The following is a 26,136-nucleotide window of genomic DNA, read 5'->3' on the forward strand; positions in this document are numbered from 1 at the left end:
CTAGTACCTTAAATAATTATTTTTTAACTATTTTATACCTTTTCCCAAAAAACTTCTCTTGGATAAACTACTGACATTAATGCTTCTTTCAACTGAACAATTGTATAATCTTCGAACTTACCAATTAAATTATTCAACATAGAGTAATCCACCTCAACCGTCCTTCCGACATAAATCTTTTCATAAACTTCATCAGGATGAACCTCATCTTCGCCTAATAGTTCTTCATACATTTTTTCACCTGGTCGGATTCCCGAGAATTCGATAGGCATTTCTTCCTCGCTATAGCCAGATAATCGAATCAGATTGCGGGCTAGCTCTACAATTTTCACTGGTTGGCCCATATCTAAAACGAAGATTTCTCCGCCATTTGCTAGGGTTCCCGCTTGGATGACTAACCGAGAAGCTTCAGGGATTGTCATAAAGTAGCGAGTCATTTCTGGATCAGTGACGGTAACTGGGCCACCGCGTTCAATTTGCTTTTTAAATAACGGAATAACACTTCCTCTGCTGCCAAGCACATTACCGAATCGAACCGCAACGAATTTCGTCTTGCTGCGAGCGGCTAAATCTTGCACGACCATTTCAGCAACCCGTTTCGTGGCACCCATCACATTCGTTGGATTCACTGCTTTATCGGTGGATACCATCACGAAAGTATGGATGCCGAATGTATCTGCAGCCTCTGCGACATTTTTCGTACCAACAATATTGTTCTTAACAGCCTCATGAGGATTATGTTCCATAAGTGGCACATGTTTATGAGCGGCTGCGTGATAAATAATAGTAGGACGATACATTTCCATGATTTCAAACATCCGATCTCGATCTTGAACATCCCCAATGATCGGGATAATCTCTACGCCTGCACTTCCAAATGTGTCTCGTAATTCCATATCAATACTATAAATGCTGAATTCTCCATGACCGACCAAGACAATTTTAGAAGGGTTGAAACGCATGACCTGACGACAGATTTCCGATCCAATCGATCCTCCTGCGCCGGTAACCATTACTGTATTCCCTGTTACATATTCCGAGATAGCTGCAATATCTAATTTCACAGGATCCCGTCCAAGTAAATCCTCTACCTCGACGTTTTTTAAATGGCTGACCGATACTCTTCCAGTCATTAGATCTTCAATCTTTGGAATCATCTGCACCTTTGCATTCGTCCTGTTACATGCATCGATAATTTTATTTAATTCGCCGTTACGCAGTGATGGTATAGCAATGACAATATGCTCGATATCATTTTCTTTCACAACCTCTGGAATGTCTTTTACTTTACCAGCAACAGGTAAATTAAATAATTGCATCTTCTGTTTAGTTATATCATCATCAACAAAAGCTACTGGCCATAACTCTGCTGCTTGATTCTGATTTTTCAATTGCCTGGCAATCATTGCTCCCGCCGAACCTGCTCCCACAATAAGCGTTCGTTTTTGGTTGCTTCCTTGTTTGATATAGCGATCTCTGAAAATACGCCAGAAAAAACGGGAACCACCAATTAAAGTAATATGCAGCATCCACGTTACAATTAATGCCCGTTTATACAATGCAAAATCATTGAAGATGTATTGAACGACACCTGCTGCAATTACAGATAATGTGATTGCTTGTACAATTGCAATTAATTCACCTACACTAGCGTAAGCCCAAACCTTGTTGTATAGATTAAATATGGAAGCAAAGATATGATGAAATAAAAGTAATGCGATAGAGCTGATAATAATAGCATCCATATCTACAACAGATGTATATGGGTATACGATCCAAGAGGCAACAAAAATTGCTGTTGTTACGATAACGGAATCTAACAAAATAAGCAGACCAAGCCTTAGTTTGTATCCCATTAATTTGACTCCTCCCCATGTACGACCCCTTTTTCAGATATGATCCGACCGAGTATTTCTTGTACGTTTTTTCGACGTTTTGTTCCAATTTTCGCATAAATATTACTAATATGTACCTTTGTAGTACCCTCTGAGATCTTTAGTAAATGGGCAATCTCTTTATTCTTCAACCCCTTCTTTAATAGATAAGCGATTTCTATTTCTCTATAAGTCATTGGATATCCAGCTTTATCTAATAACGTTGCAAATAGTTGTTTGTTTTCCTCTTGACGAGTGTGTAATTCCCGCAAAAATGGGAGTACCAATGTTTCTGATAAGAAAAATTGTTCATTCATAACATATTGAACCAAAATAGTAATTGTTGCGGCTGTTTTTTCACTCTTATCTAGAATGCTGCTTACACCAATTTCAGCTACTTTACCAATTTCGGAGAGTTCAGAAGGATCTGTAAAAGCAAAAACCTTGATATCCTTCTTTCTATAATCTCTTATTAAATCACATGATTCCGCTAATGGTTGAGCTTGTAAATCTAGGAAGGCGATAGTATTCTTTAATTTCCGTTTCGGTTTTCGTTTCCATGTGGAAAGATCAATCTCTTTCTCATAACGTAAATGCTTTGCAAGATCTTCTAAGTATCGACTATCAGAAATACAAATGATTCTTCTCATGTCATGACCTTCATTCTTTACCTATACTCTAGGTTTTTAGCGGTAGATAAATCATACTAAATACCTAGTCATATTTATAGTTACTTTTGACATTAAAAGTCATAATTTCAAAGATCGGAAAATTCACATCGCATTTTTTTTATCTAGTAGTTGTCGAAAGTAGGCAATCAGCTGCTTTCGGTTATGAATTTGAAAGATTTGATAGATGCCGCTAATATAGTTTTTTACCGTTCCTTCACTTAAAAATAGCCGTTGGGCAATATGTTTGTTTGAGATACCTTCCGCCAGTAAATAAGCAATGTCTAACTCTCGATTTGACAAGTGTAGGTTACGGTTATGTAATATTTTCTTTAATAGTTCACGTTTATCAAATTGTTGCTCCAAAATACGCTTGGCTAAAATACGAGAAACTTCTCCAGAGAAAACCGTCTCATTTTGGCATGCATCACGTAAACATGTTATGAGATGGCTGCCAGCTAATTTCTTTAATAAAAAGCCGTCTACCCCCGCATAGACAGCTGATACAATTTGATCCTCATCCGCATAAGTAGTAAGAACAATGACTTTCGTTGTCGGGTGATTCTCTTTCATTTGAACGATCGCTTTAATTGCATCGGTATGAGGCATATGGATATTCATTAATACCATATCTGGCCGATATTCCATAAAACGTAATATTCCTTGCCTTCCATTTGTTGCTGTTGTCACTACTTGCATGTCTTCTTCGTTATCAAGCATTGCTTTTATTCCGTCAATAAATAGCTGTTGGTCATCTACCAGCATTACGCTTATCATTCCAGATTCCCCTTTATAAAAAATATATCTCCCCTTACTCGAATGTAATCATATTACTGGCTATTGCTGTTATGAATCTAAATCGTTTACTCACTGATAATTTGGTTGTACTCTTTATCTAAAACAAACCAAGGAATTTCTTTTTTTTGATTCGCATTGGTTCAAACCGATTGACATTGTCATTATCGATAAGTAGATTGCTATTCTCTAAGAACATGTAGTAATATTCGGTTCCGTACTGTTTTTTTATCTCGTTAAACGCTTCCCTCATATAGTATTTCCGAGATTTAATGTTATGTGCATCGGAGGCAATAAAGTGGATTAAATTGGAACCAATTAACTGTTGAGAAAACTTCTGAATATCTTTTCCGAATTTTCCAATCAGACTACCGGCTGTTAATTGTGCCAAGGCTCCTTTAGAAATAAATTCATATAATTTATTCGGATGCTCCAGCAATTCACGATTTCGTTCTGGATGAACAATTACGGGTGTATAGCCTTCTACCTGCAAGTCAAATAACAATTGCGTCGTGTAACGTGGAACATCTGCAGAAGGAAATTCAACGAATAAATACTTGCTATAATTGATCGGAAGTAACTCTTTCTTTCGAACCCCTTCTACCATTTCCCCGTGAATGCGCACTTCTTGACCAGGTAGGACAGTTAAGTCTAATCCTTCACGCAAAAATAACTTGTTAAGAATCTCGACACTTCGTTCAATTTCCCAACGGTAATTGTTAAAAGCACCATTCTGATGATGAGGTGTTGCAACAATTACTTGAATCCCCTGATCAATAGCAGCTCTTCCTAATGCTAGGCTGTCTTCTTCATTGTTTGCTCCATCATCGATACCAGGTAAAATATGACTATGAATATCGATCATTCCATTCACATCCTAATTCGGTTTAAATAGATAATATTTTCAAATAATTAGATCAATTGTAACAAAATTAACTAAATTTTGCACCACCTACTGACCTATTCTCAATTAAACAGGTATAAAGTACTATTTAGTATAACAAAACCCTTATTTACTGTATATAAATATTTCCATTTTTGGTATTTTTACTTCCAATTGTCAAAACTCCTTATCCCGAGGAATAAGGAGTTTTACCTATTTTGTACCGTAATAGTAATAATAATTGGATTGTTTCTTTTCTCGATCATTTAACACCGTTCCTAACAATTTTGCTTTGGCAGGTTTTAAAGAATCGGTTGCTTTTTGTGCTGCTTCCTTTTCCGTATGGTTACTTCTTACAACGAGTAAGGAGCCATCCACAATATTCGCTAAGATTTGGGCATCGGTTACTGCAAGTACAGGAGGGGAGTCAAAGATAACCATGTCATAACTCATTTTTAATTCATTTAGTAATGTCTTCATTTTTCTAGAAGCTAACAATTCAGCTGGATTTGGTGGAATTGGCCCGCAGGGCATGACATCTAAGTGGTCTACATCACTGCGATTGATGACTTCTTCAACCGTGTTTTCACCAACTAAGATATTGCTTAGGCCCCTCAAGTTATCTAATCGAAACGTGTAATGGACGGTTGGTTTTCGTAAATCCGCATCAATCAGCAATACGCGTTTTCCTTGTTGCGCATAGACAACGGCAAGATTAGCCGTTGTCATTGATTTTCCTTCACCAGGACCTGAAGAACTAACGACGATTGAATGTAGCTCTTGATCAACAGAAGCAAAATCAATATTCGTACGAACTGTACGATATTGTTCTGAGATTGGAGACTTTGGATTTAATTTGGCGATCAAATGTCGCATTTTTGTTCCTACATTAGACTGATTTTTTCTGCGTGCCACTGTAATTCCCCCTTCCTTTTTTAGACTTATTCGCTTGCATAATGAATTTACTTCCACTTATATCCGCATCATCGATATGCGAGATAATTCCAAGTACCGGCAAGTCAAGATGCTTCTCAATATCTTCTTCTGTTGTAATCGTATTATCCAAATATTCGAGTAGAAATGCTAAGCCTACACCTACCATACCACCTAATACAAGAGCTATTGCAATATTGAGCAATGGGTTAGGAGCGACAGGGGATGGATTTGCATTCATTTCTGCCTCAGATAAGACATTTACATTGTCAACATTCATTAAATTCGGAATTTCATTTTGAAACGTTGTTACAGTTGTATTAGCTATTTGTACTGCTAACTCTGGACTAGCATCTGTTGCAGTAACGGACACCACTTGCGATTGTTCTTCACTAGAAACTTGTATTTTATTCGAAAGCTGCTCACTTGTTAGATCTAAATTTAATTCTTCTACCACCTCGCCAAGTATTCGCGGACTTTTAATAATTACGTTATATGTATTAATTAGTTCAACATTAGTTCGAATATCATTGACATTATATGGCACGTCCGCATCTTGCTGTCCCTGGTTTACGATAAATGAAGAATTGGCCTCATAGGTGGGGGTTAACAGGAAATAACTAATTACAGCAGCGATAATAGCTGCCCCAAATACAAACCCCAAGATAAGTAAAATCCGGTTTTTCAGCACACCGAATATTTCCTTTAAGGAAATGGTTTCTTCCATGATGGTACCTCCAATTTTATAGTAGTCTTCAATGGAATCATTTTATCTCCGCACTCGCTTTAAGCTAACAGGTGTGAGGACTGATTTGATTAGCTGCATACAAGCGAAAATTGCCTTTTCCTAAACACAGCTTCTCCTTATATCGACAATCTAGTTAAGAATTATAACACAATTAAATAATTTGTAATTATTTTTTTAGAGAAATTTGGTTCCTCGATCCATGATTCTTTGGGACTTTTACATTGAATCCAATAAGTAACTAGATCCATCAAACTTGTGAAAAAGTTCGAAGAATACGACTTTTTAGGTGAAAAGTCACCGCCTTCACCCATTATATTACAAAACAATTACAAATATCCTATAAATCTATCATTTTTTTGTAACAAAAGCTATAATGGAATTAATTTCCTAACACATTTTGACAATTATATTACAGAGGGGAGCAACAAACATTGGCGAATAAAAAGATAATTATGACCGTGACTGCTGGAGCAGCAATTGCCGCATCGATTGTTGCAGCTGAGGAAGCAGATGCTGCATCATATAAAGTCAAAAGTGGTGACTCGTTATGGACGATTGCACAAAAGTATAATACGAGTGTTTCAAAATTAAAATCGATTAATCATCTCTCAAGTGACTTAATCTTCCCAAACCAAATTATTGAGACAGATAAAAAAGGGTCTTCTTCTAACTCAGGCTCTTCGAATTCTTCTAATAATAACTCTAGTAATTCTTCTAGTACATATACCGTAAAGCGTGGGGACACGTTAAGCGGAATTGCATCCAAACATAATATCTCCTTAAGTAACTTAATGAAATGGAATAATTTAAACTCCACGTTAATTTACCCAGGAAATGTGTTTGTTGTAAGTAAGAACGGATCAAGTTCGAATAGCTCAAATAATTCAAGCTCTAATTCAGGATCCGGTTCATCAGGTTCTGGTAACAGCGCTTCGAAAACCTATGTGGTTAAATCTGGGGATTCCTTATCCGTGATTGCAGCGAAACATGGTGTGACAGTTGCTAATTTGAAAAAATGGAATAACCTATCATCTGATTTAATTCTAATTGGCCAAAAACTAAGTATCGGTAGTAGTTCAGGATCTAGTTCAAGTTCGGGATCAGGCGGTAGCTCTAGTGAAAAGCCTTCTAATGTTAGCTATAATGTCGATAAACTTATTCAAACGGCTAAAAGTTATGAAGGCGTAGGTTATGTATGGGGCGGTTCCTCTCCATCTGGCTTCGACTGTAGTGGGTTTATCTATTATGTCTATAAAAAAGCTGGAATGAGCATAAGTCGAACTTCAAGCGATGGTTACTATAACCGATCTTATCATGTAAGTAAACCTAAAGTAGGTGACCTCGTCTTCTTCGCAGGTACCTATCGTCCAGGAATCTCACATCTAGGTATCTACTTAGGAAATAATCAATTCATCCATGCCGGATCAAGTGGTGTACAAATAAGTAGTTTAAGTAACCCTTATTGGAGCAAACACTTCGATAGTTATAAACGCTTCTATTAATCAATTAAATAAGCCTTAGCTCTATATATGGGCTAAGGCTTTCATATTAGATTTTTTACAATGGTTTATAGAAATGTTATGCCAAATCTAATAACTTGGCGGACGGTGGTTTGTAAATTTTTATGTTTAAGGAGTACTTACAAATGAAAAAGTTGCGATCATCCCCAGATAAATCGATCACAGGTGTATGCGGTGGGATTGCTGAAATCACAGGGTTTTTTCCTTTTTCACACGACTCCTCTTCCTATTTACACCGGCATCAATATTCCTCTATGTAATTCTCACTATAGCTATTCCAGAAAACCCGCGTAAACCACCTTCTATTTAGCCACCATTTTGCTTGGTGATCTTCAGCCAGTCCTATAATTGGTGAATTCGAATTTCTCTCCATTATCAGCTACGACAATATTTCCGAATAAGTTGCAATCCATAATTGGCTGTCTAGCCCAACCAATACTTGCTTCATTTAGACTTCCAAATGCTTCACATAAGGATACTGGATTAATAAGTTCCTGCCATCAGTTACCCCTCCTTCAACTCTAGAATACTTTCAACAACAAGATGCTTTACTCCTCTGTTTATTTAATGATAGTTATACTATCATTAAAATAGTTGTGTTCTATCATGAGGTGGTTTATAGTAAAAATATCCCGATATTTAAAAAGAAAGGTGATTCGCATGAAACGCTTAGAAGATAAAATAGCAATTATTACAGGAAGTGGCGCCGGTATTGGAAAGCAAATTTCCCGTACGTATGCCCAAGAGGGCGCGAAAGTGGTTATTGCTGATTTTGATGAAAAAGCACTGCAAACAACTGTCAATGCACTTCAAGAACAAGGTTATGATGCTCTAGGCGTCAAAGTGAATGTGGCAGAAGCTAGTGAGGTTCAAGCAATGATTGATGATACTGTTGAAGCTTTTGGCAGGATTGATATCCTGGTAAACAACGCTGGGGTTGGTGACAATATGCAGGCTGCTGCTCATGTAGAAGATGCAACATGGGAACGTGTCATGAATGTAAACGTGAATGGGGTGATGCATACCTTACGTGCAATTATTCCTATATTTATCAAAAATGGAGGCGGTACCATTGTTAATATGGCTTCCATTACAGGACTGACTGGAGGTCGTGGTGGACTTGCTTATACCGCATCCAAACACGCAGTTGTTGGCATGACGAAAAACGTGGCATCACAGTATGGACCAGAGCATATTCGTTGTAACGCCATTGCCCCTGCACAAGTGGAAACTGAGTTTTCCGCACGGATGACCAATGTTGATCCATTTGGTCTGGAAATAGCTACCCGCGGGGTAAACCTAATGCCTAAAGCTGGACAAGTACAAGATATAGCAAATATTGCTCTATTTTTAGCCTCTGAAGAATCAGCCTATATTAATGGAGTAGCTTTAGCTGCCGATGCTGGATGGAGTGCTTATTAAACTAATTGTATATAATATATCTAAAGCTTTAGCTTTGTTTAAAAGATGCTAAGGCTTTTTTTATGTCTTCTAGACGTATTGGTTTATCTTCAGGATAAATCCCTTTCCATTTCATGAAAGAAACGCATCCTATTAGAATATTTATATTTAAGGGGAAATTGATCAAACAACTGAACTATTTTTCAAACTTTCCCAGCAAACTAGAACAGGATTAATTGATAGGGTCCTTGAAAGGAGTAATATGAAAATATATCATTATTGATATGATGACATGGTACTCCACTCGAGGGCTATTTCATTGTAATTCCTCAGTTAATTCACTATTAATACCTTTATTCCTCTTACAAAGTTCAAAATAAGATAATAGACCCCAATCACGGTGAAAATACAAATGATGATCAACGATGACATTTGGTTCCCACCATTCAATACCAAAACCCCTATACCAATAAAGAAAGATAAATAAGGAACCAAGTGTATCCATAATGATTTTCCTGCATGGTGTCTAACAATTCCAGATGTTAAAACGTATATAATAATTGGAAATAAAAATGGCGCAAAGAAGATACTAAAATAACATAAAGATGATAAAAGTTTTTCTGCCTTCATATGAATCACCTCTCGATGAATTTAAACGTACTTTCTTAGGAATCGTTACCGACGCCCAACAACTGTTGAGGCTTTTTTGGAATGTCATCACGTTCAACCTCTTCATATGTGATAACTTCACCTTTTTTGAAATAGACCCGTAAATAGGCTTCTCTTGTTAAACGATGATTACTCGTAAAGGTGAGTTTTTCATCGTTGCCCTCTTCATTAAAACCTTTCAGTTGATACTTGTATCTAGTATGTTCTTGCTCCGTATACTTCTCACCTTTATTTGAGATTTTCACATAATATTCACTCGAACCAATTGTTTGAATCTCTGACCCACAGGCAGTCAGTAAAGTTAAGCTGATAGCTATGCATACGATACGGAATTGTTTCAATACAAACCCACCTTTCCTAGATTATTAGAAAAGAAGCTAGTAGTGTATGATCAGCATCATCTATGCTAGATTCCCGTCTAATCTGACAATAACTTTATTATGATGGGAAATCACATAGACGAAAATCGATTATTCTTTCAACCTTCATATAAAAAATTACAATTTTGTCATGTTCTATCATGACTGTAGATCAATCTGAGTACCGAAACTATCGAAGGAAACACTTCCTAGGAGGATGAAATCTAGACATCAATAATGATATACTTTAAAAAATCGCTAGCTTGATAAAATGGTAGATTCAGATGGGTTTTTTCGAACCAAGATACACTTTTAGAAAAATCATCCTAATGGTAGTTTATATAAAACATTCTTTATATAGGAAACGTTATGATTTTGGAATAGATAACGATAATTGATTACTTGTTGCCTTCAGAAAGTTTGATCTATAAATTACGTATATGGATAACTGGGAATCAAACAGCATTCATCTATAATCGAAAGGAGTATTATATGAAACGCAGAGTAGTAGTAACTGGTATGGGGGTCGTCTCACCATTAGGTAATGATGTTAATACACTATGGAAACGTACAAAAAACGGAAAGTCTGGCATCAAGACATTAAAAGCAGCTGAGTTTCAAGATATTTCTACTAGAATTGCCGGGTATGTAGATGATTTAGCAATCGATCAATATATGGAGCCAAAAGAACAGAAAAAATATGATCGATTTACCCAGTTCGCCTATAGTGCAGCAATCCAAGCATTAGAGCAAGCGAATGTCGATTTTGAAACGTTAGATAAAGATCGAGCAGGTGTCTATATTGGTTCTGGAACAGGCGGCTTACAAACCGTCTTAGATAATCATCAGACCATGTTAGAAAAAGGAAAAAGAAGAGTATCCCCTTTTCTTATCCCAGCAATGATCCATAATATGGCGAGCGGCTACATAGCTATTCAGACAGGTTTCCGCGGACCAAGTTATGCCGCTGTTTCCGCATATGCTACAATCGGCGAAGCCTATACAAATATTGCTCACGGCTATTCCGATGTCATTTTAGCTGGTGGTACAGAGGCAACGATTACGCCACTCTATTTCGCTGGTTTTTCTAAGATGCGTGCCATGTCCACACAAAACGAGAGGCCAGAAAAAGCTTCCCGACCATTTGACCAGGACCGTGATGGTTTTGTCATGTCAGAAGGTGCAGGGGTACTATTCTTAGAGGAATACGAACATGCGAAACAACGCGATGCTGTGATACTCGGTGAAATCGTCGGTTACGGAAGCACGACAGATGCCTACCATATCACCGCTCCAGATTATCGAGGAGCAGCAAAAGCCATGCAATTGGCGATTGAACGCGCAGGTATTAACAAAGAAGATATTGCTTATATAAACGCCCACGGAACAAGTACGCCAACAGGTGACGTCTCAGAAACAAAGCAATCAAGCACATATTTGGCAAGCATGCCTATAAACAATTAAAAGTTAGTTCAACCAAGTCCATGCTCGGTCATTTATTTGGTGCCGCTGGCGCAGTCGAAGCCATTCTTACCATCAAAAGTATGCAGGAAAACATCTTTTTGCCTACCACCAACTTGGAAAATCCAGACCCTAAACTTGACTTAGACTATGTCGCTAATCAAGCTACGGCAGGGGCTATTCCTTATGCCTTATCAAATGGCTTTGGATTCGGTGGTCATAACGCCGTGCTCGCATTTAAAAAAGTCTACTAGGGAAGAAACCATCGAAAGGAGAAGATCAACATGTACCAGAGCAAACCTGAACTTCCATTTCCAACCGCTGCAGAAAGAAGAAAAGAACTAGAATCCAGCTATCCAGCGTGGCCAAGAAATACGATTTCCCGTCACTTTTCCAAGGCGGTTGATCAATATGGGACATTACCGTATCTATACATTCATGGGGAAACCTACACCTATCAAACCATTTGGGATCAAGCGCTTATATATGCAAAAGCATTGGTCCAATTAGGAGTAAAGCGAAGAGATCACATCGCTACAGTAATGGATAATGATGCAACCTATCCATCATTGTTAATTGCTGCTTCCATGCTTGGAGCAGTATTTATCCCAATTAATGCAATGCTTTCCAAAAATGAATTGGGGTATATTCTATCGCAGTCAGACAGTCAATTTCTCTTTATCCATGAGTCTGTAAAAGAAAAACAGCATGGGAAAGCAGTGTCTGAATTACTGCAATCGGATGAATTCCAGCAAAATAGGCAGCTTGAACAAGTTATCTTAATCCCAACAGAAAACAAAATAAAAATGGATTCCCATTTTATTTCTTGGGAGAGATTTGTACAAGGTGCTGAAAACATTCCATATGAACGAGTGATGAACGTATGGGATGCTTCGGATTATCCAGATGAAGTAGCAATTATCATGTATACATCTGGGTCAACGGGGAGACCAAAGGGTGTTATGCTTACCCATGATATGCTACTTCGATGTGCTTATGGAACTTGTATTAGTCGAGCAATAGAAAAAGAGCGGATTACCTTTGCCCCCTTACCTTTTTACCATTGCTTTGCTATTATCGAAGCAATGTTAGCGATGTCCTTTGTTGGGGGATCTTTCGTTTCTGCCTTGGGTGCTTCTCCACTCCGTTCATTAGAATTGATGGAGAAATACCAGGTAAATGACTATCTATGTGTTCCTTCTACACTTGTACCGTTATTAAATCATCCCAAAGTTCATGAATTTGATTTATCACACTTATTTGCCATGTGGTGTGGTGCAGCTCCAGCCCCTATCCCGGTATGGCAGCGCGCTGTGGACACCCTTGGACTCACTGAAATCATTACAGGATATGGCCAGACAGAAGTAGCATCCTCTGGAGTAACAACAGAAATTGGTGATCCATTAGAACGCATTTCTACAAGGGTAGGCAGACCGAAGTTAGCAGGTATTAGCGGCATGCCAGAATTCAATTACCATGCTGTAGAATACAAAACCATTGATCCAGAAACAGGTACAGCTTTAAACAAAGGTTCAGTTGGTGAACTTGCTGTGAGAGGAGTAACTGTAACACATGGTTATTATAAGAAACCAGAAGAAACTGCAAAGACGATTGATAAGGACGGCTGGCTACGTACAGGGGATGTCGGGAGAATTGATGAACTTGGTTACATTCAATTACTTGGACGAAGTAAAGAAATGTATAAAGTTTCAGGGGAATTAGTATCACCAAGAGAAGTAGAAACCGTTATTTCAGAACATCCGGTGGTGGCACAAGTAAGTGTGATTGGTGTACCCGATAAACTTACCACTGAAATTGGCGGTGCCTTTATTGAGTTAAATGATGGAGAATCTATGACCAGAAAAGAGGTCATTCACTGGTGTTCGGAGAAATTAGCTCGATTTAAAATCCCTCGACATGTATGGTTTATAACCACGGATGATTGGCCATTAACCAGTACCGGCAAGGTTCAAAAATTCAAACTGCAGGATATTGCGAAAGAAAAGTTGCAGCAATTGTAATATAATAGCAAGTAGGAAAAAGGAGTAGAAGTTATGACGACACAATGGCATCAGCATAGCATGCGTGTACAATACAAAGATACGGATCAGATGGGAGTCGTACATCATGGTAATTATATTACTTGGTTTGAAGTTGGCAGAACCGAGTGGATGCGCTATTTTGACATCTCCTATCATGATATGGAGGCAATTGGGCTGCTGCTCCCTGTCGTTGATGTACAAGCATCTTATAAACAATCTGCTCATTTTGATGAGCCCGTGGTTATTTTCAGCAAATTAGCCAATTTCTCACCGATCCGTATGGAATTTGACTATGAAGCTAGAAAAATAACGGAAGTAGAATTTACTTCCATGCAAAACAATAAAGTAAGTATGGTAAACGAACCTTATGGCAAATTATTAACCAAAGGCTCCACTACACATATGTGGGTGAATAAGAATTGGAAACCTGCCAAGCTTACTAAAACCCACCCCACTTTATATCAAAAGATTGAACAAATGATGTATTCATAGATTTAGAAAAAGCGACGAGGTATGTAACTCGTCGCCTTCTTTCTTTAAACACTATTGTTATCCTGTTATAAGGTCTTAATTTCTTAACAACTGCTTGAACCAATCATCATCTTCGGATAACTCAGCTACTGTATATGTATCTTTTCTTATTTCTTTTCGATTTTTTATAATATATTTCAAACTCTGTTTCTTTGTCCACACTTTACCTTTTATAAATGAATAGTTTATGTTTAAAGGATTTAAGAATGAAGGATGTGTGGTTTTATTGGTACGGAGAAAAAATAAGGAGGCTTATGAAGAAACCAAAAATTTATATAGGCAATTAAACACGAATCTTATTGAGTTGTTACTAGAACTACTATTTAGGGTTATAGTAGAGCCGATCGAAGATATCATTGAGCCAATTATTGATCCCATAGGAGCTACTGGTCCGACGGGGCCGACCGGTGTTACTGGTGCTACGGGCGAGACCGGACCGACCGGTGCTACCGGAGCTACGGGTGCGACGGGAACCACTGGCACTACTGGCGAGACCGGTGCCACTGGTGCGACTGGATCTATTGGCTCAACTGGACCTACCGGCGTAACTGGGCCTACTGGCGCAACAGGGTCCACTGGCGGTACTGGAACTACCGGTACAACCGGAACCACAGGTGCTACTGGATCCACAGGTGCTACCGGGCCTGCTGGCTCAACTGGACCTACCGGCGTAACTGGACCTACCGGCGTAACTGGGCCTACTGGTGCAACGGGGACCACTGGCGCTACTGGGCCTACTGGCGCAACGGGATCTACTGGGGGTACTGGAACTACCGGTACAACCGGAACCACAGGTGCTACCGGACCTGCTGGCTCAACTGGTCCCACTGGTGTTACTGGGCCGACCGGTGCAACCGGATCTACTGGTGCAATGGGAACCACTGGCACTACGGGCGAGACCGGTGCCACTGGTGCGACTGGATCTATTGGCTCAACTGGACCTACCGGCGTAACAGGGCCTACTGGCGACACAGGGCCCACTGGCGGTACTGGAACTACCGGTACAACCGGAACCACAGGTGCTACTGGATTCACAGGTGCTACCGGGCCTACTGGCACAATTGGTCCCACTGGCGCAACAGGGGCTACCGGGCCTACTGGTGCAATCGGAGCTACTGGCGACACAGGGTCCACCGGTGTTACTGGTGCTACCGGCGAGACCGGACCTACCGGCGTAACAGGGCCTACTGGTGCAACGGGGACCACTGGAGCTACTGGGACTACTGGCATAACCGGAACCACAGGTGCAACAGGGGCTACCGGGCCTACTGGTGCAATCGGAGCTACTGGCGACACAGGTTCCACCGGTGTTACTGGTGCTACCGGCGAGACCGGACCTACCGGCGTAACAGGGCCTACTGGTGCAACGGGGCCCACTGGCGCTACTGGACCTACTGGCGACACAGGGTCCACTGGCGCTACTGGACCGACCGGTACAACCGGAACCACAGGTGCTACTGGATTCACAGGTGCTACCGGACCTGCTGGCTCAACTGGGCCCACCGGTGCAACAGGGACTACCAGCGAGACCGGACCGACCGGTGCGACCGGATCTACGGGTGCTACGGGAACCACTGGCACTACGGGCGAGACCGGTGCCACTGGTGCGACTGGATCTATTGGCTCAACTGGACCTACCGGCGTAACAGGGCCTACTGGCATAACCGGAATCACCGGGGAAACTGGGCCTACTGGCGCAACGGGATCTACTGGGGGTACTGGACCTACTGGCGCAACAGGGTCCACTGGCGGTACTGGAACTACCGGTACAACCGGAACCACCGGTGCTACTGGATCCACAGGTGCTACCGGACCTGCTGGCGCAACGGGACCTACTGGCGAGACTGGTACCACCGGCGCAACGGGACCCGCTGGCGACACAGGGCCCACCGGTGCGACTGGGCCGACCGGTGCGACTGGGCCGACCGGTGCGACTGGGCCGACCGGTGCGACTGGGCCTACTGGCGCTACCGGAAGTACTGGATCTACAGGTCCTACCGGCACTTTCTCTACAGGTTATGGCTATGTTTATAATACTGGATCTCAAACGGTAGCTTCTGGCGGTAGCGTTGTATTCAGTACAAGTGGTCCGTTAGCTGGCGGAATTGCCCATACTCCAGGAACTGCAGCTATTACTGTTGCAAACAGTGGAACGTATAAAATTTCATATGAAGTTACGGTATTACTTTCAGGATCAAATAATGCTGTAGCTTATGCAACTTTTTTAAATGGTACCGTTCAAAGTTCTACCATTTATGGGCAAGCTGGTGGATCAAATAATACAACAAGGTTAATAGTAGGATCTGCTATTTTGACAATTCCTAGTGGTGCTACTATAACGCTTCGGAATGTAGGTACAACTGCTGACACACTTGGTACAACAGCCGATGGTCAAACGATAGTTAATGCTTCCTTTCGCTTAACTCGAATTAGTTAACCATGCCATGCTAATAGCTTAGTAAAAGAAATCCCGGCCAATAAGCCGGGATTTCTTTTACTTATTGATTTCCTTTATTACTGCATCCACTAACGGATGTTCTGCCGATAGTTCTGCAACTATTTGCAATGCATTAGCATATCCTTCTTTATTCACTAAAGCTTGTAACTTCACTGCTTCTTTGTCTTGATTATTAACATAGGTGAGAGCAGCTGCAATGGTTTTTACAAGATAGCTTGGAATTTTTCCAGTTTTTTTCATATAAAGTATAGCTGGTCGTATCAATCGATCCCTAGCTCCAAGCTTTCGGATCGGACCTCTACCTACTCTAGTCACTTCATCAGAAATATGTGGATTCTTAAATCGTTCGATAATCTTCGAACGATAGGCAGCATGCTCGTGACGGTTAAATCCATAAAATTGAATCAACGCTTCACCGGATTCTTGTAAAGCACCGTCAATGATGGCTTGAATTTCTTCATCCTGCATCGCTTCATAAATCGTAGGATACCCTTTTTGATGCCCAATATAAGCTGGAACAGCATGTCCTGTATTTACGGTAAATAATTTTCGTTCAATATATGGCTTCAAATCCTCTACATAGGTAACACCATCAATTACTGGCGTTTTTCCTTTTAATGCAGGTTTTTCAACAACCCATTCATAATACGGCTCAACAGCGACTTGTAATCGATCATCATTCACTTGATTTGGGACAATCCGATCGACAGCTGCATCTGGAAAACCTACATATTGTTCAATTGTATGCTTTATTTCTTCCGTTACATGTGAAAGAACTTCTTCTTTTAATAACGTGCTTCCACCAAGCATATTCTCACAAGCAATAATATTTAATGGTTGAGCATTTTTTGCAACTCTTGCTTCTAATCCAGTAGCTATCAACTTGGCAATTACCTTTAATATGGTTGGTCCAACAGCTGTTGTGACGATATCTGCCTTTTCAATGGCAGCAACAACATCTACAGGGTTGGTTACACTGTTAATCCCCGATACTTGCTTCACCACTTGCTTTTTCTTGGTTGCTCCAGCAAGAATGACTTCATATTGATTTTCCTTATTTAATCGGTCGATAACTTCCTGGTTCACGTCCACGAAGATGGTTCGATACTTTGCTTCATAGAGCAATGCTCCGATAAATCCTCGACCAATGTTTCCTGCTCCAAAATGGACGGCTAACATTTAATTCACCTCATTAAATAGGCTGATAATCTCATCCTTCGAGGTTGCTTCTAAGATATTATCAATATTCACTTCTTCAGAAAGGATGATAGCTATTTTTGAAAGAATTTCTAAGTGTTCGTCTCCTTTTCCGGCAATGCCAATTAATACTTTAACGATATTACCGCCGCCGAAGTCCACACCATCTGGTACCGTAACAACAGAAATACCTGTCTCTTTAATTTCTTTCTTGCCTTCTTCTGTACCATGGGGAATAGCAACATAATTGCCCATAAAAGTGGAGGTAACCGCTTCTCTTTCCAGCATTTTATCTATATAACCAGCATTAACGTAACCTTGATCGACCAAAATTTGCCCCGTATGACGGATGGCTGCTTCCTTACTTGTAAGTTGCGCATGTAAATCAATTGTTGCTGGGCTTAATATTTGTTTTGTCATAACGTGATGCACTCCCTTTTTAATGTATATTTTTATCCTGTAAGAACTGCTGAAACTGCTCCGATAAGAAGTTCTTCAGCTCTATTTCTTTGCCTAATTCAAAGCGATCGATACTTTCTTGTCCTTGAATAATAATTAAACTACTCAAAAAGCTTAATACTTCTAAGACTTCCTTATGGGTTACCTGTGGCGCTGCCATTAACAGAAGACGCGTGATTTGCATATCTTCGCCATCCATTCCTTGTACGGTCACTGGATGAGCAAGCTCATAGATAAAGAAAACGGCGTCACTCACATCATTTGAACGGGTATGATACAGGGCTAAAGCTGTATTCGGAATACCTAGACCACTTTGTTTTGCCCGCTCTATTAATTTCTGGTAAACTGTTTGCTTATCGGTGACATAACCTTGCTTTTCTAAATCCGTACATATCGCATCTAGCACTTGTTCAAGGGTTAAGTTATCATCCACCTGTTCGATATGGAAGGATTGCAACAGTTGTAAAACTGTTGTTGTGTAAATTTGTCTTGACTCTAATTTTGTAATAAAATCTATTCCCGTTTGCTGTGATGGCTGACGAGCTCTGGAAGGTGTGTAAGTCACTTTTTTCTGCCTTATTTTCTTCTTCACTCGATCTGCTTCAGCTTGCGATAACATTGGGGAAGCAAGCACATAATCTACATCATACCCTTTTAACGGTACGGTCGATACGATCACGTCATACGCAGCTAAATCCGTATTTGATAAGTCAAAAATCGATTTATTATCCACTTCTTTTATTTCTGGAATACGCTGCATTAAGGTTGTGGCTAATAACTTTGCGGTCCCAATTCCGCTTGAACAGATAACCAATGCCCGTACCTCTAATTTCATTTCTCCATATAGTAACACCGATGCAAAATGAAGCACGAGATAGCCAATTTCATCATCTGGAAAATGGATCTGGGGAAATATTTTCTCCACGCCTTCACGTAGTAACTCGATTAAAGCTTTATACTTGCTTGCAATCTCATCATAGATTGGGTTTTTTATCGTCATCCCTTGCTTTAATCGATAAATCGCAGGTCGCATATGAGTAACAAGATCATTCAATAATGACATATTATTTGTTAAGTCTACTTGTAATTGATGACCAATATATGCAATCAATTGTTTTGCTCGATAAACGATGTCTAAATTGGAATCCTCAAGTACATAAGCTTGGTCAGCGCGTAATTTTGCACCGAGTAAATGCATGGTAATATAGTCAATTTCCTCATGAGGAATCTCAATAGTTAAGGCTCCTTGTAAATTTCGAAGCATCGCAGCAGCAACTTCATATTCCTTCGTTTCTTCGAATTCCTTCCTTGGATAAGCCTGGTCAAACATAATTATTTCTCCTTGTTGCAGGCGCTCGATGGCCAATGCGAGATGAACAACTAAACCAACATATGCATTATCTGCCAATTCGTAAGGTAAAGATTTGCTAGCTTCTTGCACACAAGCCTCGATCATACTTAAATTCTCTAAATTTACAAAACCCAATAACCGATTGGAAACTGCATCTAGTGGTTGGGTACGTTGCTTCATCGTCTCCTTGATTAATGGCACATATTCAAAGAGATCGACATATCGATTAATTAAATAGCTAATTGCTGCACGTTTGTCGACCTCATTTCCAGTGATTTCGACCCCATAGCCCCGTTTTCGAATTAACGTTAATTGATAATCATTTAGTTCCTTCTCCATTTGATCAAGATCATGACTAACTGTAGCTATTGTCACGTTTAGATCATGTGAAAGGGTGAACAGTTTGATCGGTTCATTTGCTTGCAATAAACTAGCAAGGATGATAGCCTTCCTTTCTTCCGGTGTATACTCCGATACTGTCCCTCCATTATTTAGTGCTTGATCTAGATCCTTTAATTTACCTAAATCACCAGTCATTCGGATACCGAATCTGGTTTTCTTTTCAATGGATAAGTTATAATCAACTAGTGCCGCTTCCAAGCTTTTGAGATCTCGATGAATCGTGCGTTCACTTACAGTTAACTTATCAGCCAGTAGTTTAACTGGAATCGGATCTTTACTTTCACGTAATAAGGACAACAGTTTTCTTTCTCTGGCTGTAAGGTACAATCTGTTCACCCCCTACTTATTAATTCGTTACGTTTATTTACGTAAGCGCTCAACTAGTTCTGCATATTTTGGACTATTTAAGAAGTTTTCAACCGAAATATGTTCGGCATTCGGTCTTTTTGCTTTGGCACGATCGGTTAAATCTTTATGGGTAATAATAATATCTGCATCATCTGGAATCTCGTTAATCGCTGTGTTATTTACATCAATGTCAATCGATGCATCAGCGAATTTCTTCTTCAAGAGGGAAGCTCCCATTGCACTAGAACCCATTCCCGCATCACAAGCAAAGATAACCTTATTGACATCTTCGGTAGGCTTTTCTGTATTCCCTTCTGTTTCCACCGTTTGCTCCTCTGTAAGATTAGCTGAAACAGAGCTTTTCTTGCCTTTCATTGCTTCCATTTTGTCAGTTGCTTCTACTAAATCTTCTTCGTTAGTCTTACTAGTTTTCAAGATAAATGCAGCGATAATGAAGGACACAACTGCTGCGATTAAAACACCAGCTGTAACAGCAAAATAACTTCCTTGGGCTGTCATTGCGTATATCGCGAAAATGCTACCTGGAGATGCCGCTGCTCTTAGACCTGCATCAAGTAAGTTAAAGGTAAACACTCCACTCATACCACCAGCAATTACAGCGAGGATGAGTGCTGGCTTCATTAGCACGTATGGGAAGTAAATCTCATGAATTCCACCTAAAAATTGGATGATTGCAGCACCTGGCGCAGAACTTTTTGAAGCACCTCTGCCAAAAATTGAAAATGCTAATAAGATACCTAATCCAGGTCCTGGATTTGCTTCTAATAAGAAGAGAATCGATTTTCCAGCTTCTGCTGCTTGTTCAACCCCAATCGGACTTAAAATTCCATGATTAATGGCATTGTTTAAGAATAAAATTTTTGCCGGTTCTATAATAATACTGGTTAATGGAAGTAAGCCAGCAGCAATAATTGCTTCTACTCCAGCTGCTAACGCATTATTCAACCCTTCGACCACTGGTCCAATTGCTAAAGCAGCAATAATTGCCAAGCCAGCTCCCAAGATACCAGCAGAGAAGTTATTATAAAGCATTTCAAAACCAGAACGAATGCGATGCTGCAGCCCTTGGTCAATTTTCTTCATGACATAACCAGCCAATGGACCCATCACCATTGCCCCTAAGAACATTGGAATTCCGGCTCCTACAATAACTCCCATGGTGGCTGTTGCACCAACAACTCCTCCACGGAGGCCGTGAAGCATTCGACCACCAGTAAAACCAATTAACAGCGGTAATAGATAATTAATCATGGGATCAACTAATTGTGCTAAGCTTTCATTTGGCAACCATCCATCTGGAATGAATAAAGCAGTAATAATTCCCCACGCAATAAATGCACCAATATTCGGCATAATCATACCACTTAAATAACTTCCAAAACGTTGGACTTTGGCTCGAAAACCTTTATTTTCAGCCATTGATAAACACTCCTTTCACGGACTTAGGATGTCCTTCTATTTATAGATTTAATGTTTTTTATACCGAAATTCCTAATACAATTTTACTGTCCAAGAAAGGGCTTTCTCAATGAAATCTAAATATAATTTTGTCATCTCCATTGTTGACATGATTAAAATACGGAGGCATATTTCATTTGCACTCTGATATTGATTATACTTTCCTTGGACTCATCTAACTTGGCAAAGCTAGCATCACCTATGTAGAGCCAGTTCCCTTCAATTTAGGGGCTCTGCTTTAATTCATCTTAAGGAAACTCCCGAGAACGAAAGACATCCCTCCTGTCTTAACAAAGGCATTATTATGTTAGGATGACTATACCAGTTTATAATTAATTCGAAGTCTACAGCCACATCATAAATTCCTGAAAATTGGTAAATATGAACTATTTTAAGAAATTATCTACTTTAGGCAGGTCTTTTTCATCAATTATCTGTAAATTCTTAACCTTCTGTTGATATTTGTATCTACTTATGTATACTTGAAGTAAGCGAAAGGTTATGACAAATATTAGAGAGAGGAGGATAAATTTGTATACTTTGTTACAGTTGTCTAGACAGGAGCAATAAATCAAGAAACCAACATTATGTACACCTCCCCCTTAATTATAAGAACGTATTGCTCTTCTAATAACTCAGCTATTCTATGACAACAATCCGTTTATAAAATATATCAAGTTCTTATTCTATTCAATCACTGCTCTAATTTCATTTCACCCGACCTTTCGCACCATTTACGTTTTCAAGGAGGAATTAAATGAATTTACTAACATCCGTTCCGAAAACATTGAAAATCACTTTAGGTGCTCTGATTATGTTATTATGTTCCGTTGCTTTTGCTAATTCTGTATCCGCACACGGATATGTTAATAATCCAGAGAGCCGTAACTTATTATGTGCTGACGGAGCCAACTATGACTGTGGTGCTGTGATCTATGAACCGCAAAGTCTTGAAGCTCCTGGTAATTATCCAGAAGGTGGTCCTCCAGATGGAAAAATTGCCAGTGCAAATATCTTTCATGAACTCGATGCTCAATCGGAAGATCGCTGGGCGAAGGTTCCCATGTCAAGTGGTGCTTTTACATTCGAATGGACACTAACAGCTGCCCATGCAACAGATAAATGGGAATATTACATCACAAAAGAAGACTGGGATCCAAATGATCCTTTAGAACGTTCTGATTTCGAACGATTCTGCTCCATTGATGATAATGGAGATCGCCCTCCATTTACAGTTAATCATGACTGCGTGATTCCAGATAGAACAGGGTATCATGTCATCCTTGCTTACTGGGAAGTGGCTGATACAGCAAATGCATTTTACAATGTAATTGATGCCAACTTCGATGGGGAGTATGTAGAACCTGGTGATCCAGGAACTGGCGAACCTGATCCCGGAGAACCAAGTGATGCTCCTGCCTGGGATGCAAACGAAACTTATCTAGGTGGAGATCAAGTAACCTATAATGGAAATATTTATGAAGCAAAATGGTGGACCCAAGGTGAAACACCAGGTGAAGCTGAGGTTTGGGAGCTTGTTAGTGAAGGAACAGCATCCTCAAACAATACCAGTTATCTCACTTACTTTTACTCACTTGGCACTATTTTGAAATAAAAGTTATCCTTAAAAAAGACCCTTTTCTTATTAAGAGGGTCTTTCTATCTTTCTAATCCGATGGTTTTAATAGAATTCCTGACTCACGTCGCTGCTTTAATGTTCTTCCGTACTAGAATCCAATTAGGAGGATAGCTTGTAAGAAAACCTAAAACCATTGCAATTCGCATCATATATCAATAAATAGACTCGGTTGATTTACTGGGTAAATAGGATAAAATGTACAATTACCATCTAACCAAACATTCCAACTTCAAATGCAATTAGAGAGATTGAATCTGACTTAATGGCTGCCTTAATGGAACCCATCCTTCCCTGTGCTTCGTTCATTGGATAGATGGTATAAAATTTAAATATAATACCAACTATGTAGGCGAGTATAAATTCTACTATTAAATGAGCAGATAAGGTGGAGCCTGCAATCGTTACAGTCCAAACAACAAAGGGAACACCAACAGCATTATCTCCGACAGTGCAACCTGCTGAGCAATGACTGGTAGAAACAAATACTTTAGCGGTTTGATGGCGGTTGTCTTGAATATCTATATTTTTATTCGACCCCCATCTAAAATATGTCCACAGCGCCAATGGACCCAAAAACCATCCATTTATTGGCCAAACCACATCCATGATTTCCATCATTTGCGGATGCCTAATAATACCCATAATTATAATCAAAGAACAGAAGAATCCGATTGCTAAAAAAACTCATGAAATAATGGCTAACATTGTCCCCCTCCTTTTATTGACTAGCAGTAATATACCCTCATACAGAAAGTAGAAACGTAGCGCGTGAATGGTTTTGGACCGATAGATATTCTCCATGTAGAACAGAATGGCATTTAAATTATGGTATAATCAACCCAACGTAACAGCATAGATTTACTACAGCAGCTTTGCACCAAATCTATGAAAAGGATCGTTGCATATGGACAAACATACTTCGGATACATTTCGAAAACGGATCGAAAACTTTTCTTACCATTATAAATATCATACGATTGCTGCTATCTGTTTGCTTCTCCTCGTATCTTCACTTGGCTATACCCTTATCGAAGGCCAAATTGCTAAATCAAATGATGCAAACAAAGCCCCGGCAGATTTAGATATTATGTTGTTTGGTAATTATCAGGAAGAGGATTTCTCCTCTATCGAACAACGGGTTCAAAAATCATTCCCAAATTGGGAGCGTATTCATATAAGGCTTGTGTATGTACCTAATCAAGTAAACGCAACAGAAGATATGGCAAATTTTCAACAAGGTCAGATTGCCATCAAGGAAAATAAGCCTGATATTTACATTTTTGACCTTGGTTATTTTAAACGCTTTGTAGAGGATGGACCTTTTCTTTCATTAGAACAATTAGCACTTCCATCATCTGTCACGCTGCTTTTTCATCAAAAGGAATCAGATACGAAGGAACACCCATATGGTTTGGATCTAAGTGATCATCCTTTGTTTTCAGGATTAGCAATTGCGTCAGCAAGTAAAATCGCGGTAATTCGAGAAGATGGAGATAATCGCTCCCATGCCGAAGCCTTATTCAAAGAACTTTATAAAGAAACATACTGAAGCATTGATTTTTTCGATAAGCTGCGTTCATAATTCAGGAGCGGAATATCCCGATTTTCCGCGGACAAAGGCCAGAGCTTCTTTGCAAAAATCAGGTTCAACGATTTCGAAGTCGCTCGTTTTTCCAAAGGAATGACGGGCTTTCTCTTCATCGGAATCAACTTACATCAATAATCAGGTTCACGTAATAAGCTAGATTGTTGCCTAGATATATGTAGACATTCTCCTCCATTCTCTTCTCTTATCCAATTCTTTAAGTCACTGCTAGAAAGCATCTTGTCGATGAGGCTAAAAAATGGCCGCCGAGAGTTTCTCAACAGCCGAATTGCAATCACCCCAAACTTTTATCATCACTTGACTTTGACACAGACAGGTTCGTCAATACAATACTCAATCCCTGAATATCTAGGGATACCGTTCGTTCCAATTTCCATTAATACAATTGAATTGCTATGCTCATTTGCAATTAACATCCCATTTTCATCTGGAGTAAGAGCAAAACTTCTCGGCCAATCTCCTACTGTTGATACATAATCAACCAACGATAAAGTTCCATCCTTATCCATTTTAAATATAGCAATACTATGATGTCCTCGATTGGAGGCATATAAATATGATTTTTTATGGGCAATATGAATATCTGCCCCAAAATTATCCGCTTCAAAATCAGCAGGTAGACTGCTGATTTCTTGGACGAGTTGTAAGCCTGTTATGCTTTCATTGTAGTGGTAAACGCTAATTTTTGAATTAAACTCATTCACGACATACAGCTTCCGATGATTTATTGCTACGGCTACATGCCTTGGGCCTGACTTTGGAACGGTATCAAAGCTATTGATGAGTTCTAGTTTTCCATTACGAAAGCGGTATAGATATAATTTATCTAACCCTAAATCAGTCACTACGTATTTATGAGTATAGGGAAGGTGTACAATGGTATGTGGATGTGAACCAGCACCATACTCCTGTTGATCCGTTAGTGGACCAATTGCACCATCTTCCTGTAACTGATGCACGGTCGTTGTACCTTCTCCATAGTTAACAGTTAATAAGTAGCTTTCTGTTTCATCCAGGGTTACATAACATGGACCATTTCCATAGGTGCTTTGATAACTTTGTTCTGTCAAATAAGCATTATCTTCCCTTATTAGATACGAAACGACTTCTCCTTGATCTACTTCACTTACTGCATAAAGTAACTGTTGCTGCTTATCTATCGTTAGGTAAGAGGGGTTTTTAATCCCTTTTGCGGTCGCTTTTAGTTTCAAAGTCCTTGCCTCTGTATCTAAGGATAGGATTTGTATGGAAGCATCTAACTCCTCTCCATACGTCCCTACATAAACATGATAAGGATTCGCTTTTGTTGTCAT

The 26,136-nt window shown here is 39.6% G+C and carries 23 protein-coding genes and 1 pseudogene; 9 read left to right on the plus strand and 15 right to left on the minus strand.

The window, feature by feature from the left end:
• Positions 1-32 precede the first annotated feature (32 nt).
• The 6 genes from JKP73_RS03575 to JKP73_RS03600 all read right to left on the minus strand — a co-directional run bounded on the left by JKP73_RS03575 (position 33) and on the right by JKP73_RS03600 (position 5,880).
• Positions 33-1,856 carry a polysaccharide biosynthesis protein gene (locus JKP73_RS03575; RefSeq protein WP_160806749.1) on the minus strand — a complete coding sequence of 608 codons (1,824 nt, stop codon included), beginning with the start codon at positions 1,854-1,856 and terminating at the stop codon, positions 33-35.
• Positions 1,856-2,524 (minus strand): helix-turn-helix transcriptional regulator, encoded by a 669-nt coding sequence (locus JKP73_RS03580; protein WP_160806750.1) that lies wholly within the window; start codon positions 2,522-2,524, stop codon positions 1,856-1,858. Before JKP73_RS03580 ends, JKP73_RS03575 begins: the two co-directional genes overlap by 1 nt.
• Positions 2,525-2,647: 123 nt before the next feature.
• Positions 2,648-3,319, minus strand: a complete 672-nt coding sequence (locus JKP73_RS03585) for a response regulator transcription factor (protein ID WP_160806751.1) — start codon at positions 3,317-3,319, stop codon at positions 2,648-2,650.
• 118 nt (positions 3,320-3,437) lie between these two features.
• Positions 3,438-4,202, minus strand: a complete 765-nt coding sequence (locus JKP73_RS03590; protein ID WP_160806752.1) for a tyrosine-protein phosphatase — start codon at positions 4,200-4,202, stop codon at positions 3,438-3,440.
• Positions 4,203-4,433: 231 nt separating this feature from the next.
• Positions 4,434-5,135 (minus strand): CpsD/CapB family tyrosine-protein kinase, encoded by a 702-nt coding sequence (locus JKP73_RS03595; protein ID WP_200410935.1) that lies wholly within the window; start codon positions 5,133-5,135, stop codon positions 4,434-4,436.
• The gene (locus tag JKP73_RS03600) at positions 5,110-5,880 is read right to left on the minus strand and encodes a YveK family protein (protein ID WP_160806753.1); all 771 of its coding nucleotides are present in this window, start codon (positions 5,878-5,880) and stop codon (positions 5,110-5,112) included. The genes JKP73_RS03595 and JKP73_RS03600 overlap by 26 nt, the downstream gene beginning before the upstream one ends.
• 452 nt (positions 5,881-6,332) lie before the next feature.
• Between JKP73_RS03600 and JKP73_RS03605 the strand changes: the two genes are divergently transcribed.
• From JKP73_RS03605 to JKP73_RS03615, 3 genes are all read left to right on the plus strand, one after another.
• Positions 6,333-7,403, plus strand: coding sequence for a C40 family peptidase (locus JKP73_RS03605; protein WP_160806754.1), 1,071 nt, complete (start codon positions 6,333-6,335; stop codon positions 7,401-7,403).
• Between the two features lie 143 nt (positions 7,404-7,546).
• Positions 7,547-7,681 carry a PspC domain-containing protein gene (locus tag JKP73_RS03610; RefSeq protein WP_234447048.1) on the plus strand — a complete coding sequence of 45 codons (135 nt, stop codon included), beginning with the start codon at positions 7,547-7,549 and terminating at the stop codon, positions 7,679-7,681.
• A 400-nt stretch (positions 7,682-8,081) separates the two neighbouring features.
• Positions 8,082-8,843, plus strand: a complete 762-nt coding sequence (locus JKP73_RS03615; RefSeq protein ID WP_160806755.1) for a glucose 1-dehydrogenase — start codon at positions 8,082-8,084, stop codon at positions 8,841-8,843.
• A 312-nt stretch (positions 8,844-9,155) separates the two neighbouring features.
• On the opposite strand, the gene JKP73_RS23710 is transcribed toward JKP73_RS03615, so the two are convergent.
• Positions 9,156-9,452 carry a DUF4870 domain-containing protein gene (locus tag JKP73_RS23710; protein ID WP_081674609.1) on the minus strand — a complete coding sequence of 99 codons (297 nt, stop codon included), beginning with the start codon at positions 9,450-9,452 and terminating at the stop codon, positions 9,156-9,158.
• A gap of 35 nt (positions 9,453-9,487) precedes the next feature.
• Positions 9,488-9,832 (minus strand): YxeA family protein, encoded by a 345-nt coding sequence (locus JKP73_RS03625; RefSeq protein ID WP_021289590.1) that lies wholly within the window; start codon positions 9,830-9,832, stop codon positions 9,488-9,490.
• A gap of 510 nt (positions 9,833-10,342) precedes the next feature.
• Here JKP73_RS03625 and fabF point away from each other — a divergent pair.
• The 4 genes and pseudogenes from fabF to JKP73_RS03645 all read left to right on the plus strand — a co-directional run bounded on the left by fabF (position 10,343) and on the right by JKP73_RS03645 (position 16,321).
• Positions 10,343-11,565, plus strand: a pseudogene (gene fabF, locus JKP73_RS03630) (beta-ketoacyl-ACP synthase II).
• Between the two features lie 30 nt (positions 11,566-11,595).
• Positions 11,596-13,332, plus strand: a complete 1,737-nt coding sequence (locus JKP73_RS03635) for a class I adenylate-forming enzyme family protein (protein ID WP_200410936.1) — start codon at positions 11,596-11,598, stop codon at positions 13,330-13,332.
• A gap of 33 nt (positions 13,333-13,365) precedes the next feature.
• Positions 13,366-13,845 carry an acyl-CoA thioesterase gene (locus JKP73_RS03640; RefSeq protein WP_021289593.1) on the plus strand — a complete coding sequence of 160 codons (480 nt, stop codon included), beginning with the start codon at positions 13,366-13,368 and terminating at the stop codon, positions 13,843-13,845.
• 265 nt (positions 13,846-14,110) lie between these two features.
• On the plus strand, positions 14,111-16,321 hold the full coding sequence (locus tag JKP73_RS03645; RefSeq protein ID WP_234447049.1) for a collagen-like domain-containing protein: 2,211 nt from the start codon (positions 14,111-14,113) through the stop codon (positions 16,319-16,321).
• Positions 16,322-16,378: 57 nt separating this feature from the next.
• Here the strand turns inward: JKP73_RS03645 and JKP73_RS03650 are convergent, their stop codons facing one another.
• The 4 genes from JKP73_RS03650 to JKP73_RS23030 are packed head-to-tail and all read right to left on the minus strand — an operon-like array spanning position 16,379 to position 21,539.
• Positions 16,379-17,521, minus strand: a complete 1,143-nt coding sequence (locus JKP73_RS03650; protein ID WP_160806759.1) for a mannitol-1-phosphate 5-dehydrogenase — start codon at positions 17,519-17,521, stop codon at positions 16,379-16,381.
• Positions 17,522-17,959 carry a PTS mannitol transporter subunit IIA gene (locus JKP73_RS03655; protein WP_021289596.1) on the minus strand — a complete coding sequence of 146 codons (438 nt, stop codon included), beginning with the start codon at positions 17,957-17,959 and terminating at the stop codon, positions 17,522-17,524.
• A gap of 19 nt (positions 17,960-17,978) precedes the next feature.
• Entirely contained in the window at positions 17,979-20,087 is a 2,109-nt protein-coding gene (locus tag JKP73_RS23025) for a BglG family transcription antiterminator (RefSeq protein ID WP_231378656.1), read from the minus strand.
• 24 nt (positions 20,088-20,111) lie between these two features.
• Positions 20,112-21,539, minus strand: a complete 1,428-nt coding sequence (locus JKP73_RS23030; RefSeq protein WP_021289598.1) for a PTS mannitol transporter subunit IIBC — start codon at positions 21,537-21,539, stop codon at positions 20,112-20,114.
• A gap of 796 nt (positions 21,540-22,335) precedes the next feature.
• On the opposite strand from JKP73_RS23030, the gene JKP73_RS03665 reads away from it, so the two are divergent.
• Positions 22,336-23,193: a lytic polysaccharide monooxygenase gene (locus tag JKP73_RS03665; protein WP_160806760.1), complete on the plus strand. Its 858-nt coding sequence runs from the start codon at positions 22,336-22,338 to the stop codon at positions 23,191-23,193.
• An 83-nt stretch (positions 23,194-23,276) separates the two neighbouring features.
• On the opposite strand, the gene JKP73_RS23370 is transcribed toward JKP73_RS03665, so the two are convergent.
• Both JKP73_RS23370 and JKP73_RS03670 read right to left on the minus strand, forming a co-directional pair.
• Positions 23,277-23,366, minus strand: coding sequence for a DUF4396 domain-containing protein (locus tag JKP73_RS23370; RefSeq protein WP_306465006.1), 90 nt, complete (start codon positions 23,364-23,366; stop codon positions 23,277-23,279).
• Positions 23,367-23,427: 61 nt separating this feature from the next.
• Positions 23,428-23,859 (minus strand): DUF4396 domain-containing protein, encoded by a 432-nt coding sequence (locus JKP73_RS03670; protein ID WP_267903249.1) that lies wholly within the window; start codon positions 23,857-23,859, stop codon positions 23,428-23,430.
• A 262-nt stretch (positions 23,860-24,121) separates the two neighbouring features.
• Between JKP73_RS03670 and JKP73_RS03675 the strand changes: the two genes are divergently transcribed.
• Entirely contained in the window at positions 24,122-24,766 is a 645-nt protein-coding gene (locus JKP73_RS03675) for a hypothetical protein (RefSeq protein WP_160806761.1), read from the plus strand.
• Positions 24,767-25,116: 350 nt separating this feature from the next.
• Here JKP73_RS03675 and JKP73_RS03680 read toward each other — a convergent pair whose 3' ends face one another.
• Entirely contained in the window at positions 25,117-26,136 is a 1,020-nt protein-coding gene (locus JKP73_RS03680; RefSeq protein ID WP_160806762.1) for a lactonase family protein, read from the minus strand.

This window comes from Virgibacillus salexigens, assembly GCF_014905415.1.
Classification (GTDB): Bacteria; Bacillota; Bacilli; order Bacillales; family Amphibacillaceae; genus Virgibacillus; species Virgibacillus salexigens.